This window comes from Cellulomonas sp. FA1 (assembly GCF_000986825.1).
In the GTDB taxonomy this organism is placed as follows: domain Bacteria; phylum Actinomycetota; class Actinomycetes; order Actinomycetales; family Cellulomonadaceae; genus Cellulomonas; species Cellulomonas iranensis.
Genome location: NZ_LBMY01000001.1, coordinates 18,525 through 34,628, shown reverse-complemented (window position 1 = coordinate 34,628; position 16,104 = coordinate 18,525). Strand labels below are relative to the sequence as shown.

General features: G+C 72.4%; 11 protein-coding genes. 5 read left to right on the top strand and 6 right to left on the bottom strand.

The genetic code is table 11. The features are described 5' to 3' along the window. Nucleotides 1–76: 76 nt before the first annotated feature. The 4 genes from GY42_RS00135 to GY42_RS00120 form a co-directional block, all read right to left on the bottom strand. The gene (locus GY42_RS00135; protein WP_046527766.1) at nt 77–3,025 is read right to left on the bottom strand and encodes a glycoside hydrolase family 3 protein; all 2,949 of its coding nucleotides are present in this window, start codon (nt 3,023–3,025) and stop codon (nt 77–79) included. Nucleotides 3,026–3,224: 199 nt separating this feature from the next. Then, nucleotides 3,225–3,641 carry a hypothetical protein gene (locus tag GY42_RS00130; RefSeq protein ID WP_046527765.1) on the bottom strand — a complete coding sequence of 139 codons (417 nt, stop codon included), beginning with the start codon at nt 3,639–3,641 and terminating at the stop codon, nt 3,225–3,227. Between the two features lie 140 nt (nt 3,642–3,781). Continuing rightward, nucleotides 3,782–6,181 carry a glycoside hydrolase family 3 N-terminal domain-containing protein gene (locus tag GY42_RS00125; RefSeq protein ID WP_052748134.1) on the bottom strand — a complete coding sequence of 800 codons (2,400 nt, stop codon included), beginning with the start codon at nt 6,179–6,181 and terminating at the stop codon, nt 3,782–3,784. A gap of 234 nt (nt 6,182–6,415) precedes the next feature. Continuing rightward, nucleotides 6,416–7,138 carry a LytR/AlgR family response regulator transcription factor gene (locus GY42_RS00120; protein WP_236686676.1) on the bottom strand — a complete coding sequence of 241 codons (723 nt, stop codon included), beginning with the start codon at nt 7,136–7,138 and terminating at the stop codon, nt 6,416–6,418. 257 nt (nt 7,139–7,395) lie between these two features. Between GY42_RS00120 and glf the strand changes: the two genes are divergently transcribed. Beyond that, the gene (gene glf, locus GY42_RS00115; RefSeq protein WP_046527764.1) at nt 7,396–8,544 is read left to right on the top strand and encodes a UDP-galactopyranose mutase; all 1,149 of its coding nucleotides are present in this window, start codon (nt 7,396–7,398) and stop codon (nt 8,542–8,544) included. An 11-nt stretch (nt 8,545–8,555) separates the two neighbouring features. Here the strand turns inward: glf and GY42_RS00110 are convergent, their stop codons facing one another. Beyond that, nucleotides 8,556–9,953: an ATP-binding protein gene (locus GY42_RS00110; RefSeq protein WP_052748133.1), complete on the bottom strand. Its 1,398-nt coding sequence runs from the start codon at nt 9,951–9,953 to the stop codon at nt 8,556–8,558. Beyond that, a complete protein-coding gene (locus tag GY42_RS00105; protein WP_046527763.1) occupies nt 9,950–10,666 on the bottom strand; it encodes a LytR/AlgR family response regulator transcription factor in 717 nt (238 codons plus the stop codon). The genes GY42_RS00110 and GY42_RS00105 overlap by 4 nt, the downstream gene beginning before the upstream one ends. Nucleotides 10,667–11,024: 358 nt before the next feature. Between GY42_RS00105 and adhE the strand changes: the two genes are divergently transcribed. The 4 genes from adhE (at nt 11,025) to GY42_RS00085 (ending at nt 16,090) form a co-directional block, all read left to right on the top strand. Next, on the top strand, nt 11,025–13,790 hold the full coding sequence (gene adhE / locus GY42_RS00100) for a bifunctional acetaldehyde-CoA/alcohol dehydrogenase (RefSeq protein WP_052748132.1): 2,766 nt from the start codon (nt 11,025–11,027) through the stop codon (nt 13,788–13,790). A 242-nt stretch (nt 13,791–14,032) separates the two neighbouring features. Next, nucleotides 14,033–14,581 (top strand): hypothetical protein, encoded by a 549-nt coding sequence (locus tag GY42_RS00095; protein WP_046527762.1) that lies wholly within the window; start codon nt 14,033–14,035, stop codon nt 14,579–14,581. A 110-nt stretch (nt 14,582–14,691) separates the two neighbouring features. Next, nucleotides 14,692–14,817, top strand: coding sequence for a hypothetical protein (locus GY42_RS00090; protein WP_046527761.1), 126 nt, complete (start codon nt 14,692–14,694; stop codon nt 14,815–14,817). A 49-nt stretch (nt 14,818–14,866) separates the two neighbouring features. After that, complete coding sequence (locus tag GY42_RS00085) at nt 14,867–16,090, top strand: pyridoxal phosphate-dependent aminotransferase (RefSeq protein WP_046527760.1); 1,224 nt, start codon at nt 14,867–14,869, stop codon at nt 16,088–16,090. The last annotated feature ends 14 nt before the right edge of the window (nt 16,091–16,104 follow it).

Sequence of the window (16,104 nt, the reverse complement as noted above, 5' to 3'; positions counted from 1 at the left end):
ACGGTGGTGGGCGCCGCCGACCCGACGGGGGCCCGGGCGCCGGGCCCCGCCGCGTGGGCGGGGCCCGGCCCGGCGATCAGGCCGCCGTGGTGCCGCGGTGCCGCAGCACGCGGCGTGTGACCAGCACGCCGCCGGCCACGACGAGCAGGCCGAGCAGGACCGACACGCCGATCTGCACGTACACCCAGGTGGGCGGCGTGTAGGTGACCGTCGCGCCGGGTGCGAGCCCGTTCATCGCGTTCGAGTTCGCGACCGTGAACAGGATGTTGTGGGTCGCGTCGCGGATGTCCGTCAGGGCCTTCGCGGACGACGTGTCGTTGAAGGACTTCGACGGCTGGAACGTGAGCTGCAGGTCGGTGCCCGCGGCGATGCCCTCGTTCGGGTTCATGTACGGGTAGAGGTTGAAGTCCGAGATCGCGAAGCCCTCGAAGCCCCACTCCCCGCGCAGCACGCCGTCCATGAGGGCGGGCGAGCCGCCGGCCCACGTCGCGCCGATGCGGTTGAACGAGCTCATGACGCCCGTCGACCCGACGGTGGTCTGCTCGACCGTGCCCTTGTCGTCCGCGACGTACCGCACGTCCATCGTGATGCCCTTGACGGCCATCTCGAACGGCTTGAGGTAGAGCTCGCGGATCGTCTGCTCGGTCGCCCACGTCGCGATGCCGTTGTTGACGCGGTTGGTCTCCTGCTCGTTCATCGCGAAGTGCTTGATGAGCGTGTAGACGCCCTTCTCGGCCACGCCGTTCGCGACGGACGTGAGCATCGCGCCCGACAGCAGCGGGTCCTCCGAGTAGTACTCGAAGTTGCGGCCGCCGAACGGCGAGCGGTGCAGGTTCACGGCGGGCGCGTACCAGCCGTTGATGCCCTTGTGCAGGGCCTCCTCGCCGAGCATGCGGCCCATGCGCTCGCCGATCTGCGTGTCCCACGTCTGCGCGATGAGGAACTGCGACGGGTAGGCCACGCCGTTGATCGACTGGTTGATGAAGGACGAGAAGCCCGCGGGGCCGTCCGGCTCGAGCGTCTGCGGCTTGGCGATCGAGGCGATCGCGGCCGTCTGGTACGCGCCGTTGAGCAGCATGTCCGTCATGTCGCCGACCGACAGCGAGTCGAGCAGCTCGTCCCACTTCGGGTCGTCCTTGGGCAGGCCGCGCAGGTCGGCGAGCGTCAGGTCGGTGCTCTTGCCGGTCGCCGGCTTCGGGCCGTCGAACGCGTCGGCCTGCGCCTGCGCGTCCCACGCGGCGAAGCCCTCGCGGATCGCGTCGTCCGCCGCGAGCAGGTCGGCCGTCGGCGCCTTCGGGAACGTGCCCGCGAAGTCGGCGCGCGACATCGACAGGATCTTGCCGTCCTGCGGCGTCGTGCTGAACCGGTCCGACACGTCGTCGAACAGGTTCGTGACCTCGGTGCGGTCGGACGCACGGTGGTTCTCGCCCGAGTACACGACGTCGGAGTCGACCGTGTAGGTGACGGGCGCGACGCCCTCGGCGACCGTGTGCGAGTCCGTGCGCAGCGACAGCACGTAGTTGCCGGCCTCGAGCACGTACGCGCGCTCGCCCAGGTGGTCGTAGGACGCCATGTCCTCGACGTCGACCTCGATCGTCACGGTCTCGCTCGCACCCGGCGCGACGACGCCGGTCTTGGCGAAGCCGCCCAGCACGACCTCGGCCTTCTCGATGCCGCCCTTGGTGTAGGGCGCCGTGTAGTAGAGCTCGACGACGTCGCGGCCCGGGACCGTGCCCGTGTTGGTGACCTCGACCGTGAGCGCGACGGTGCCGTCCACGTCACCGAGCTGCTGGTCGACCAGGCGCCACGCGAAGTCGGTGTAGCTCAGGCCGTAGCCGAACGGGTAGACGACCGCGGAGTCGTAGTCGAGGAAGCCCTCGGCGGCGGCGGTCTCGTAGTAGCGGTAGCCGACGTAGATGCCCTCGGCGTAGTTGACGAACGGCGCCTCGTCGGTGACGGTCGCGTTCGACGTCGCGCGCTCGACCGCCGACTGCGGGTACGAGACCTCGATGCCGTCGTAGAGGAACGCGCCGAAGTTGACGAACGTCGGGTCGGCCGTGAAGTCGGCGGCCCACACGTCGGCCGTGCGGCCCGACGGGTTCACGTCACCGGACAGGATGCCGCCCAGCGCGTTGAAGCCGGTGGCGCCCGGCGAGCCCGCGAGCAGGATCGCGTCGACGCCCGGGTCGGCCTGCAGGTCGCCCATCTCGATCGTGGTCGACGCGTTCACGACGACGACGACGGTCTCGAAGCTCGCCTTCGCGAGCTCGATCAGGTCGCGCTCGGCCTTGTTCAGCTCGAGCTGGTGCTGCCCGGGGGCCGCGTCGTCGTCCCAGCCGGACATGTCCTGCGTGAGGTCGCCGCCCTCGCCGCCCGGGCGGCCGATGACGACCACCGCGGCGTCCGCGTAGTCCGCGAACGACGACGCGACGGCCTGGTAGTCGGCGACCGGCAGCTCGCCGATGTCGTAGGTCGAGATGTCGGGGCGGTCCATCTCGATGTGCCCGCGCTTGTTCTCCGCGGCGTACTCCTCGATCGCGGTGAGCACGGTCTCGTTGACCTGGAAGCCCGCGTTCTCGAGGCCCGCACGCGGCGTGACGGCCGAGTTCGTGTCGACCGAGCCGGAGCCCGAGCCGCCGAACACCGGGTCGGCGGCGGCGCGGCCGAGGAGCGTCACGCGGCCGCCGGGCGCCAGCGGCAGCGCGGCGGTCTCGTTCTTCGCCAGGACGATGCCGGAGCCGGCGATCTCCTCGACGAGGTCCTTCGCCGCGACGTCGACGTCCTCCATCGACGCGAGCTCGGGCGTGTAGTACTCGGTGTCCCAGTCCTTCGACTCGTCCGAGTTGGTGAACGTGTACGTGCCGGTGCCCAGCTGCGAGGCGACCCAGCCACCCGCGACGCTCAGGGCGATGTTCGCGACCACCGTCAGCACGGTCACCGTGGCGAGCACGGGGACCCAGATCCACAGGAACTTCTTGTTGGACATCGGCGCCTTGGCGCGGTCGTTCTTCGACCTGGCGTTCACTGCATTCCTCCTCGAGTGCGGGCTCACGAATCAGGCTAGGAGCGGTGTCGTGAGCGCCCGCCGCGGCCGCACGATCGGTCGGTTCCGGGGCACGGACCGTCGTCCACGGGGCCGTCGGCGTGCTCGTGCGCGGGGTGCGGCGCCGTCCTGGCGCGCGCACGGAGGCCGGCCCGCCCGGTGGGCGGGCCGGCGGGGGTCCTTACTCCGAGACCTCGGTGATCTTGCCGTCCTGGTCGATGCGCCAGGTGTCGCCCGTCGCGGCCGAGTCGGCGTCGATCGTGTACTTGCCGTCGGTGATCGTGATGGTGCCCTGCACGCGCGAGGCGGCGTCCGAGTAGGAGTAGGGCACGACCAGCAGGCCGTACTTCACGGTCGGCGCGTCGACGTCGCTCGCGAGCATGATCTGCGCCCACGAGTCGTCCTCGGCGAGCGCATCGGCGACGGCCTTGCGCGCGTTCTCGAGGTCGTCCTTGACGTCGACCTCGGCCGCGGCGCTGTCCGACGTGCCGGAGTCCTGGCTGCCGCCGTCGTCGTTGCCGCAGGCCGCGAGGCCGAAGACGCCCGTCGCGGCGACCAGCAGGCCGAGCCCGGTGTGCAGCACCTTGTTCCGCTTCACTTCTGCTCCTTCGTGGGTTCCGGCCGCGAGCCCACCCCGCGGCCCAGGCCCGCGCCGGTCGGTGTCCCCAGGACGCCCGCCGGTGCGGTGCCCGGGCCGGTCGACGACGTGGTCGCCGACCGGCCCGGACGGTGCGCGGGTCAGCCGATCGGGCCCGCGAAGTTCAGGCCGAAGCCGTAGTCGTACGTGTTGCCCGACGCGTCGGTGTAGGGCGTCATGTCCTTGCTGACGTCCTCCTGCTGCGCCTCGACCGTGTCCATGTCCTGGGGGAACTGGATCGGCAGGCGGCCGGCGGGCTCGTGGAGCCCGAGCGCGACCTCGAGGAGCGCCTTGTCGCTCGTGCCGAACCCGACGACGATCGCGTCGGACGCGGCCTCGAACTCGGCCGGGACGACCGGGTTGATCGCCTTGAGCACGGTGATCACGGGGATCTCCTTGCCGGACGCCGCGACGGCGGCCGTCGCGCGCTCGAACGCGTCGAGGTCGGACTCGTTCGCGATCTTCGACGTGTTGCCGAAGTACGAGCGGTTCTGCTTCGTGCCGTCGGGCAGGAGGTCGCCGCCGATCGACGTCTGGCGGACGTTCGGGCCGTCGGCCGTGTACGGGCGGTACTGCAGCGACAGCGGGTACCACGTGTCGTTCTCGACGTCGTGGCCGATGTTCGAGAACGTGCCGCCGTTGTCCGGGCTGGACATGCCGACCAGCACGAGGTCCACGTCGGACAGGTCGGGCGCGGTGTAGCTCACGACCTTGCCGTCGGCGTCGAGCTCGGCCTCGTCGGTGACGACCTCGCCGAACAGCTCCTCGGCGACCTCGAGCGTGAGGCCGGGCGCCTCCTTGTACTCGGCGGGGCCGAACGCGCCGGCGAAGCCGACGTTGTACGACCGCGGGATGTAGACCTTCTTGTCCTTCCACGCCGCGGCGTCGGACTTCGCGATCGTGCTGCCGTCGTTCTTCAGCATGACGACCGAGTCGAGCTGCGCGGCGTAGCCGGCCTCGACCTTGTCGTCGCTCGCGAGGACCTTCTGCGACTCCTCGAGGTCGAGGAACGCGTTCTCGTACAGGCCCGGCTGGAAGAACATCGTGAGGATGCGCTTGCCCGACTCGCGGAAGCGGGTGTCCGCGTCCACGTCGTTCTTGCCGGCCTCGAAGTCCTTCTGCCACATGTCGTGAGCGGCCAGGACCGGCTCGACCTTGTTGTTGCCGCCGAACATGTCGTGGCCCGTGCGCAGCACCTCGTAGTGACGCTGCTCGTCGGTGAGGTCCTCGGCGCCCCAGCCCATGCCGAACGGCTTCTCGGGGTCGAGGTAGCTGGACGTGACGCCCCAGTCGGTGACGACGACGCCCTCGTACCCGTTCTCCTTGCGGAGCAGGTCCATGCGGCCGTGGTCGTACGCGGCGCCGCGACGCTCGCCGAACAGCGGCTCGCCGTCGCCGTCGAGCGCGATCGAGTACGCCGTCATGACGGCGGCCGAGTCGAGCGACCCGAGGAACGCCTTGGTGTGCTCGTCGAAGTTGCCGCCCGGGTACACGCCGTACTTGCCCGCGTTGGTGTGCGCCTCGCGGCCGCCCTCGCCCGGGCCGTCGCCGGCCCAGTGCTTGATCATCGCGTTGACGGACTCGGAGCCCCAGCCGTCCTGGCCGCGCGTGCTCTGGTAGCCGTGGACGTAGGCCGCCGCGAGCTCGGTGTTCTGGTCGACGTCCTCGCCGAACGTGCCGCCGACGCGCAGCCAGCGCGGCTCGGTCGCGAGGTCGATCTGCGGGCTGAGGGCCGTGGTGATGCCGAGCGCGCGGTACTCCGCGGACGACATCTGCGCGAACTCGTCCATGTGCGTGACGTCGAACGTGGCCGCGAGGCCGAGGTTCGACGGCCAGCGCGAGATGTCGTCGCCCTCGGCGTTGTAGCCGCCGGAGCCGGCGGTCGAGCGCGGGTCGGACGCGAAGTTGACGGGCACGTACGGCTCGCCCTCGGTCGCGAGCGACTCGGCGAACGCCTGCATCTGGTTCGCCCACGTGACGGTCGCCTTGACGTCGCTCGGGCCCGCGTGCAGCACGTTGCGCAGGTGGGAGTCCGTCAGGTACTCCTTCTGCGCGTCGGTGAGGCCGTCGGCCTGCGAGCGCTCGTGCGAGCTGAAGAGCATGAGGCCGGCGATCTGCTCGATCGTCAGGTCCTCGGCGAGGGCGGCGGCGCGCTCCTGCGGGGACTTGCGCCAGTCCTCCCAGGCGTCCAGCTCGCCGTTGCCGTTCATGTCCTTGAACGCGACCTTCGCGCCGTCGACGTCCTCCGAGAGGAGCTCGACGTCGCTGTCCGCGCCGTAGGAGAGCGTCGGGGCGTCGCCCGGGTTGTCGACGACGACGAACGTCGTCTTGCCGTCCGACACCTCGCGCGTCGTGAACGCGTCGGCGGACGCGCCCTTGTCGTCGGTGTCGCCGGCGGTGCACGCCGCCAGGCCCGTGAGCGTGAGGCCCGCGACCAGCGCGGCGCTCGTGAGGCGTGCCGACCGGCTGGCGGCGACCCGCGCCGTACTCGTTGTCTTCATCGACCTTCCCTTGTCGTCTCGTGGCCCCGCCCGCGCCCGTCGTCACCGCCCCGTCGTCGGGGTGGGACCGCTGAGCCGGTGCACGCGCGGCGCACTCGCGAACCCGTCGCCGCCCGGGACGTCGTGGTCCCGTGGCCGGCGCGTTCACGCTAGGCAGCGGCCGTGGCGCCGGACCGTGCCCCTACACGGACCGTCGCTTTGCGTGCACGAACAGTCCCTCAGGTCACGGGCAGGTCACGGCACGCGGCCGCCGAGGTGGTCCGCCATCGCGTCGAGGAACGCGCGCTTGCGGGCGCGGCTGATCTGCAGCTCGTCGCCGCCGAGCATCACGGACGTCGACTGCCGCACCGCGTGCACGTGCCGCAGGTTCACCAGGTAGCAGTTGTTGCTGCGGAAGAACCCCTGCCCCGCGAGCTGCTCCTCGATCGCCTTGAGGGTCCCCGTGAACGCGTACCTCCGCCCGATCGCGTGCACGACGATGCGGTGCTTGATGCTCTCGACGTACACGATGTCCGCGACGTCGACGCGCGCCGTGCCGCCCGCGACCGGGAGCATGACGCCCTCCGACTGCGTGCGACGCACGCGCTGCAGCGACCTCGCGAGCTCCTGCGAGAACGCGAAGTACGGCACGGGCTTGACCAGGTAGCTCAGGGCGTCGACCTCGTAGCCCTTGATCGCCATCTGCGCCATGCGCGTGATGAACACGATGACGACGCGGTCGTCGAGCGCGCGCACCGCGTGCGCGGTCTCGAACCCGTCCATGCGCGCCATCTCGACGTCGAGGAACAGCACGTCGAAGTCGGCGCGGTAGCCGCGCGTGAGCTGCGCGCCGTCCGAGAACGTGCGCACCGAGAACTCGACGCCGTGCTCCTCCTCGTACCGCTGGAGGTGCGCGACGACCGTCGCACGCGAGTGCGGGTCGTCGTCGACCACGCCGATGTAGGTCACGCCGTCCACGGGTGGGGTCCTCCCTCGCCGGTCGCGGCCGCACCCGCCTGCCGGGGTCCCGCCGACCCGCGGCGGCGCTCGGCGCGGGCGTCCACCACGCAACCACCGCACGCCGCACCGGGGCGCCCGGCTCGCACGATCCGTCGGATCCCGTGGCCGTTCGGTCGCCCGCGCCGGGCGCGCCCGGGGCAGCCGCGGCCCCGGCCTAGACTGCGAGCCGCCCGGGCCGTCCGGCCCGGCGCTCCCCCGCACCGGAGGGTCGTCGCATGGACCTGCTCGTCGTCGGCGCCGGCCTGTTCGGCCTCACGGTCGCCGAGCGCGCCGCGGAGGCGGGGCTGCGCGTCACGGTCGTCGACCGGCGCGACCACCTGGGCGGCAACGCGTGGTCGAGCGTCGACGAGGCCACCGGCATCGAGGTGCACCGCTACGGCTCGCACATCTTCCACACGTCGAACGAGCGCGTGTGGCGGTACGTGCGCCGGTTCACCGCGTTCACCGACTACCGGCACCACGTGTTCTCGACGCACGCGGGCACGGTCTACCCGCTGCCCATCAACCTGGGCACGCTCAACCAGTTCTTCGGCACCGCGATGGGACCGGACGCCGCGCGCGCCCTGGTGGCCGAGCACGCCGCCGAGGTCGACGCCGCCACGGCCGCGAACCTCGAGGAGAAGGCCGTCTCGCTCATCGGCCGCCCGCTGTACGAGGCGTTCGTGCGCGGCTACACCGCCAAGCAGTGGCAGACCGACCCGCGCGAGCTGCCCGCGTCGGTCATCTCGCGGCTGCCGGTGCGCTACACGTACGACGCGCGCTACTTCTCCGACACCTACGAGGGTCTGCCCGCCGACGGGTACGGGCCGTGGTTCGAGGCCATGGCGTCGCACCCCCGCATCGACGTGCGCCTGGGGGTCGACTTCCTCGACCCCGCGCAGCCGCTGTCGAAGGCCGCCGCGCGCGGGCAGGTGCCGATCGTCTACACCGGGCCCGTCGACCGCTACTTCGACCACCACCACGGGCCGCTGGGCTGGCGCACGCTCGACCTCGAGACCGAGGTGCTGCCCGTGCGGGACTTCCAGGGCACGAGCGTCATGAACTACGCCGACCTCGACGTGCCGTGGACCCGGGTCCACGAGTTCCGGCACTTCCACCCCGAGCGCGAGGACCGCCACGCGCAGGACCGCACGGTCGTCATGCGCGAGACGTCGCGCGCGGCCGGGCCCGACGACGAGCCGTACTACCCGGTCGCGACGCCGCACGACCGCGCCCGCCTGCAGGAGTACCGCGCGCTCGCCGCCGACGAGCCCGGCGTGCACTTCGGCGGCCGCCTCGGGTCGTACCTGTACCTCGACATGCACATGGCGATCGCGTCCGCGCTGTCCCTGTGGGACTCGGGCGTGGTGGTCGACGCGCGCTGAGCGCGCCGCCCTCACGGGGTCGGCTCGACCGCGGCGCGCGGGCGGGGGCGCGAGGGGCGTCGCGCGGGTGCGTCCTGCGGCACGGGCAGCAGGATGCGCAGCACGAACCAGCCGCCCTCGGTGTTGACCGTCATCGAGCCGTCGTACTTCTCGGCCGTGTGCCGGATCGACTTCAGGCCGTAGCCGTGGCGCGTGCGGTCGGCGCGGCGCGTGACGATGTCGCCGTCCTCGGTGCGCAGCTCGCCGGTGAAGTAGTTCTCGAACGACAGCAGCACGAACCGGTCGCGCGCGTACACCGCGACCTTCACCAGGCGCTGGTCGGTCGCGGGCACGGCCGCGGCCCCGTCGATCGCGTTGTCGAGCGCGTTGCCGAACAGCGCCGCGAGGTCCATGGTCGAGACGAAGTCGAGCGCCGCGCCGTCCACGACGTACGTGAGCGTGATGCCGCGCTCGGCGCACTCCAGGCTCTTGGTCGTCAGCACGACGTCGAGCACGCCGTTGCCCGTGTCCGCCTGCCGCGCGTAGCCCGAGATGCTCGCGTCGAGGTCGTCGAGGTAGGACCTGCGCCGGTCGTCGTCGTCCTCGGCGCGGATCACCGCGATCTGGTGCTTGAGGTCGTGGTACTTGCGGTTGACGACCTCGATGCTGCGCTTGGACTGCAGGTACTGCTCGTGCTGGCGGCGCAGCATCTCGTCGACCGCGCGCACCTCGGCGCGCGCCCGCTGCTGCAGCCGCTGCCCCTGCTGCGCGTACAGCGCGACGAAGCCGCACAGGTCGACGAGCGTGCGGATGTACGAGATCTCGGGGCCGAGGCGGCCCGAGAACGGCGTGTTCGCGTTGAGGAAGCTGATGTTGCTCATGAAGAACGTCACGAGCGCGATCGCGACGGTCGACGCGAGCTCGCCCGACGTGACGTCGAGCGACTGCCGCGACCGGAAGTGCCGCGCCTCCGCGACGTACGCGCCCGCGAACGCCGCCGCGTACACCAGCACGAAGAACCCCGTGGACCACACGCCGCCGGCGCGCCCCTCGGGCACGAAGAAGAACACGTGCATCTGCCAGTGCAGCGCCGCGACGAGCTCGGCGAGCACGAGCGCACGCGCCGTGAAGTACCCGGCGTCGCGCGCCGACACCTTCGCGGCCGACACGATGAACCCGTACATCGCGGCGACCGCGGCGGCCATGCCCACGGTCCACAGCCCGAGCGGCAGGTGCCCGGCGCCGACCTGCACGCCGACCTGCACCGCGAGCGCCGCGACGGCGAGCACCACGAACCGCGACCACGGCCAGCGGCGCCGCCGCAGCAGCACGTACACGACGCACGCGAGCCACTCCGCGAGGCCCGTGAGGACGCGCGGGATGTCGGGCGGGACGTCCGCGAGGGCGTCGACCAGCGAGGCGAGGATCACGACGCCCGCGCCCCGAGGTGGTCGGTCAGCGCGGCGAGGAACGCCTTGCGCCGGGCCCGGCTGATGGCCACCCGCCGGCCGTCGACGAGCACGGCCTCGCCGTCGCGCACCGCCAGCACGTGCCGCAGGTGCACGACCGCCCCGGCCCCCGCGCGCGCGAAGCCGACGCCCGGCAGCGCGGCCTCGAGCGCCTTGAGCGGACGCACCACCGAGTGCCGCGCCGTGAGCGTGCGCACCGTCGTGCGGTTGCGGGCGCTCTCGAGGCTCACGACGTCGGCGACGGGGACGCGTTCGAGCCCGCCGTCGACGGTCAGCAGCAGCGCGTCCTCGTGGTCGCGCCGCACGCGCGCGAGCGCGCGCGTCACCTGCTGCGCGAACGCGAAGTACGGCACGGGCTTGACGACGTAGCCCAGCGCCTCGACCTCGTAGCCGCGCGCGGCCTGCTGCGCGAGGTGGGTGACGAACACGATCGGCACGTCCGGGTCGACGGCGCGGATCGCGCGGGCCGCGGAGAAGCCGTCCAGCGCGGGCATCTCGACGTCGAGCAGCAGCAGGTCGACCGCGCCCGGGCGGTGCGCCGCGACGGCCTGCGCGCCGTCGGCGAAGCGCGCGACGGCGAACCGTCGGCCGTGCTCGCGCTCGTACCGTCGCAGGTGCTCGACGAGACGCGTCGCGCACGCGTTGTCGTCCTCGACGATGCCGATCCTGATCACAGTGCGTCCCCGGGGTCCCGCGCGCCCCGCACGGGGCGCGTCGGACTGCCGGAGCCCGGGTGCGGGGCGAGGTCCCCTGTCGCGCGCACGGCCCCGGCGAGTCGGGCCGATGCTAGGCGAGGCGTCGCGCACGTGTCATCCGTGCAGCGTGCGGCGCCGGGCCGCGCGCGCCGAGGCCCGCGCCGCCGGGCGGGACCCAGGTCCCGGCGCACCCCCGACGGAGGCCCGCGGGGAGAGTTGTCCACAGGGCGCGGGGACTTTCATCCCACGTATCTGGGACCCCCTCTCCCTAGCGTCGGAGACAGCGACGGACGACTCCAGCGTCCGCCCCTTCTCACCACTACCAGGGGAGTCGAAGGTGTCCGAGACCACCAAGAAGAGCACCCGCGCGAAGGCCCCCGCCGACGCGCCCGCCGAGGCGACCTCGGCCACCGCCGTCGCGGAGCCCGCCGGCACCGCCCTCGGCGTCAGCGAGGCCGACGCGGTCGCGCTCGCGATCGACGAGCTCGTCGCCAACGCCACCAAGGCGCTCGCGCAGTTCGAGTCCATGACGCAGGAGGACGTCGACCGCTTCGTCAAGAAGGGCGCGGTCGCGGCGCTCGACCAGCACGGCCAGCTCGCCAAGCTCGCGGTCGAGGAGACCGGGCGCGGCGTCTTCGAGGACAAGGCCGTGAAGAACATCTTCGCGTGCGAGCACGTCACCAACTCGATGGCGAACCTCAAGACCGTCGGCGTCATCAACGTCGACGAGCTCAACGGCATCACCGAGATCGCCGAGCCCGTCGGCGTCATCGCCGGCATCACGCCCGTGACGAACCCGACCTCGACCGCGATCTTCAAGTCGCTCATCTCGCTCAAGACCCGCAACCCGATCATCTTCGCGTTCCACCCGAACGCGCAGCGGTCGTCGGTCGCCGCCGCGCGCATCGTGCGCGACGCCGCGGTCGCCGCGGGCGCGCCCGAGCACTGCATCCAGTGGGTCGAGCTCCCGTCGCTCGCCGCGACCGGCGCCCTCATGAACCACCCGGGCGTCGCCACGATCCTCGCGACCGGCGGCAACGCCATGGTCAAGGCCGCCTACTCGTGCGGCAAGCCCGCCCTGGGCGTCGGCGCCGGCAACGTCCCGGCCTACGTCGAGAAGAGCGCCAAGCTGGCCCGCGCGATCAACGACATCGTGCTCAGCAAGGCGTTCGACAACGGCGTGATCTGCGCGTCCGAGCAGGCCGTCATCCTGGACGACGAGATCTACGACGCCGCGATGGCCGAGTTCGCCCGGCTGCACGCGTACCGCGCGACGCCCGCCGAGAAGGCCAAGCTCGAGCAGTTCATCTTCGGCGTCGAGGCCGGCGGCGAGAACTGCGCCGGCGCCAAGCTCAACCCCGCGGTCGTCGGCAAGTCGCCCGTCTGGATCGCCGAGCAGGCCGGCTTCACGGTCCCGGCGGACACCTCGATCATCCTCGCCGAGGTCTCGGGCGTCGGACCGTTCGAGCCCCTCACGCGCGAGAAGCTGTGCCCCGTCCTCGCGGTGCTGCGCGCCGGCACCACCGAGGAAGGCATGACCCTCGCCGAGAAGATGGTCGAGTTCGACGGCCTCGGCCACTCGGCCGCGATCCACACGCAGGACGACGCGCTCACGATCGAGTACGGCAAGCGCGTCAAGGCCATCCGCGTGATCTGCAACGCGCCGTCGTCGCTCGGCGGCATCGGCGACATCTACAACGCCTTCATCCCGTCGCTGACCCTGGGCTGCGGCTCCTACGGCCACAACTCGGTGTCGAACAACGTGTCGGCGGTGAACCTCATCAACGTCAAGCGCGTGGGCCGGAGGAACAACAACTTGCAGTGGTTCAAGGTCCCCGCCAAGACGTACTTCGAGCCGAACGCCATCCGCTACCTCGCGGACATGGCCGACGTCGAGCGCGTCACCATCGTCACCGACACGACCATGACGACCCTCGGGTTCGTCGACAAGGTCCTCGACGTGCTGCGGCGCCGCTCGAACAACGTGGCCGTGCAGATCATCGACGAGGTCGAGCCCGAGCCGTCCGTGCAGACCGTGCAGAAGGGCGCCGCGAACATGCGGCACTTCCGCCCCGACACGATCATCGCGCTCGGCGGCGGCTCGCCGATGGACGCCGCCAAGGTCATGTGGCTGCTGTACGAGCACCCCGAGATCGTGTTCTCGGACCTCAAGCAGAAGTTCTTCGACGTCCGCAAGCGCGCGTTCAAGTTCCCGACGCTGGGCGAGCAGGCCAAGCTCGTCTGCATCCCGACCACGTCGGGCACGGGCGCCGAGGTCACGCCGTTCGCCGTCATCTCCGACCCCGACGCGGGCAAGAAGTACCCGCTCGCGGACTACGCGCTGACGCCGACCGTCGCGATCATCGACCCGGTGCTCACGTCGAAGATGCCGCGCTCGCTCGCCGCCGACTCGGGCTTCGACGCCCTGACGCACGCGATCGAGGCGTACGTCGCGGTCTACGCCAACGACTTCACCGACGGCATGGCGCTGCAGGCGATCCGCCTGATCTTCGACAACCTCGCGCAGTCGGTGAACGGCGACCCGGCCGACCCGGCCACCAAGGACGCGCGCGCCAAGATGCACAACGCCGGCACGATCGCCGGGATGGCGTTCGGCAACGCGTTCCTCGGGATCGTGCACGCCATGGCGCACGTCGTCGGCTCGACGTACCACCTGGTGCACGGCCGCACGAACGCGACCCTGCTGCCGCACGTGATCCGCTACAACGGCACCGTCCCGACCAAGCTCACGAGCTGGCCGAAGTACGAGTCCTACGTGGCTCCCGAGCGGTTCGCGGCGATCGCGCAGATGCTCGGCCTGCCGGCGTCGACCCCCGAGGAGGGCGTCGAGTCGTTCGCGATCGCGGTCGAGGCGCTGCGCGCCAAGGTCGGGATCCCGGCGTCGTTCCAGGCGCAGGGCGTCGACGAGCAGGAGTTCATGTCGCGCCTCGACGAGGTCGCCATGGGCGCCTACGAGGACCAGTGCGCACCGGCCAACCCGCGCATGCCGATGATCGACGACATGAAGGACATCATGACCGCGGCCTACTACGGCACGTCGCTGGAGGACGTCCGTGGCCGCCGCGAGCGGGCGGGGGCCTGACCGACTCCCCGACGGTCCGGCGTCCCTCCCCACGGGGCGCCCCCTCGTCACCGCTCCCGACGCCCCCGCCGGCCACGCCGGCGGGGGCGTCGCCCTGCCCGGGCCCACGACGGCCGGCCGGGCGGGGTCGACGGCCGCCGTGTGAGGACCTCGTGAGACGGCGCGCGGCGGCACCCGCCGCGCGGCAGACTGTCGCCTCCCGGGACCACGACGGTCCCGGCCCCCGTCGAGAAGGAGCCACCGTGACCGCCCCCACGCCCGCCCGCCGCCCCGTCGGTCACCGCCCCGCGCGACTCCTGCTCGGGCTCGCCACCGCGGGCGCGCTGGCCCTGGGCCTGAGCGCGTGCGCGGACGGCGACCCGCGGGACATCGCCGACGAGGTCGCGACCGCCGCGCAGGACGCCGCGGCCGGCATCTCGGAGGCCGGAGACTCGGTGCGCGAGGCCCTCGCCGAGGCCCGGACGCACGCCGACGCCGCGGCCGCGCGCGTCGAGGAGGCCCGCGCGGCGCTCGCGTCGCTCGACGAGCAGAGCCGCACGCGCGCCGACGCGGCCGTGACGTCGGCGCAGTCGGCGGTCGACGACGCCCGGACCGCGCTCGAGCAGGCGAAGGCCGACGGCGAGGCGGCTTCCGCCGACGCGCTGCAGACCGCGCGCGACAAGGTCGAGGCCGCGCGCACCGAGCTCGACGCCGTGACCTCCGGCGCGGGTTCGGAGGCCGGCGGCGCGCTGCAGCGGCTCGGCGAGCAGCTCGCGAGCCTCGGTCAGGACCTGGAGACCGCGACGCGCTGACCCGCGCGGGTCGCGGGTGGCGGACCGCCGCGTCGCGGCCGACCGGGTGAACTTCACGACCCACCGGCGCAGACGTTGTCGAGCGGCCCGGACCTGCCGATCGTGGGGGTATGGCCGTCCGCACGCAGAGCCGCGAGATGCGACACCACCGCGCCGAGTGGTGGGTGGTGACCGCGTGGGCGTCGCTCGCCCTGCTGGTGGTCAGCGGGCTGCTCGCGGCGGCCGGGCTGCTCTGAGCCGGGCCGGACGCGCGACCGGTCGGACCGGGCCGAGGCGCTCCGCCCTATGCTCGCGGGCGTGAGCAGCCGGTGGCAGCAGGTCGCGGCGGCGTCGGGGCTCCTCGACGCCGACGGCACGGTCCGCGCGACCGTGTTCGCGGAGATGTCAGCGCTCGCCGCGCGCACCGGCGCGCTCAACCTCGGCCAGGGGTTCCCCGACGTCGACGGCCCCGCGCCCGTCGCGCGCGCCGCGGCCGACGCGATCCTCGCGGGCGTCAACCAGTACCCGCCCGGCCCCGGGACCGCGCCGCTGCGCGCGGCGGTCGCCGCGCACCAGCGCGCCCGGTACGGCCTCGTCGTGGACCCCGAGACGCAGGTGCTCGTCACGACCGGTGCGACCGAGGCGCTCGCGGCCGCCGTCCTCGCGCTGGTCGGCCCGGGCGACGAGGTGCTGACGCTCGAGCCGTACTACGACTCGTACGCGGCGGTCGTCGCGATGGCCGGCGCCGCGCACACCACGGCGCCGCTGCGCGCGACGCCCGACGGGTTCCGGCTCGACGTCGACGCGCTGACCGCCGCCGTGACGCCCCGCACGCGGCTGCTGCTGCTCAACTCGCCGCACAACCCCACGGGCGCGGTGCTGCGGCCCGACGAGCTCGCCGCGGTCGCGCGCCTCGCGGTCGCGCACGACCTGCTGGTCGTGACCGACGAGGTCTACGAGCACCTCGTGTTCGGCGTGCCGCACGTGCCGCTCGCGACGCTGCCCGGCATGGCGGACCGGACGCTCACGGTGTCGTCGAGCGGCAAGACGTTCTCGTTCACGGGCTGGAAGATCGGGTGGGTCACCGGCCCGGCCGAGCTCGTGACGGCGGTGCGCACGGTCAAGCAGTTCCTCACGTACGTGTCGGGCGCACCGTTCCAGCCGGCGGTCGCCCACGCGCTCACCGACCCCGCCGCGCTCGCGTGGGTCGACGACCTCGTCGTGTCGCTCACGCAGCGCCGCGACCTGCTGCTCGCGGGCCTGCGGGACGCCGGCTTCGACGTCGTGCGGCCCGACGGCACCTACTTCGTGCTCGCCGACGCCGCGCCGCTCGGCGCACGCGACGGCGTCGCGTTCTGCCGCGACCTGCCCGCGCGGGCCGGTGTCGTGGGCGTGCCCGTCAGTGCCTTCACGCGCCCGGGCACCGCGGCGCACGACGCGCTGCGCACGTGGGTGCGGTTCACGTTCGTCAAGCGCCGGGACGTGCTGGAGGACGCGGTGGCGCGCCTGCGGGTGGCGTTCGGCGCCTGACGCGGGGCGTCCCG

Bases quoted from the DNA above. Each gene is read 5' to 3' on its own strand.
- GY42_RS00125 (WP_052748134.1), bottom strand. From the start codon at position 6,181: ATGAAGACAACGAGTACGGCGCGGGTCGCCGCCAGCCGGTCGGCACGC.
- glf (WP_046527764.1), top strand. From the start codon at position 7,396: ATGGACCTGCTCGTCGTCGGCGCCGGCCTGTTCGGCCTCACGGTCGCC.
- GY42_RS00090 (WP_046527761.1), top strand. From the start codon at position 14,692: ATGGCCGTCCGCACGCAGAGCCGCGAGATGCGACACCACCGCGCCGAG.
- GY42_RS00085 (WP_046527760.1), top strand. From the start codon at position 14,867: ATGCTCGCGGGCGTGAGCAGCCGGTGGCAGCAGGTCGCGGCGGCGTCG.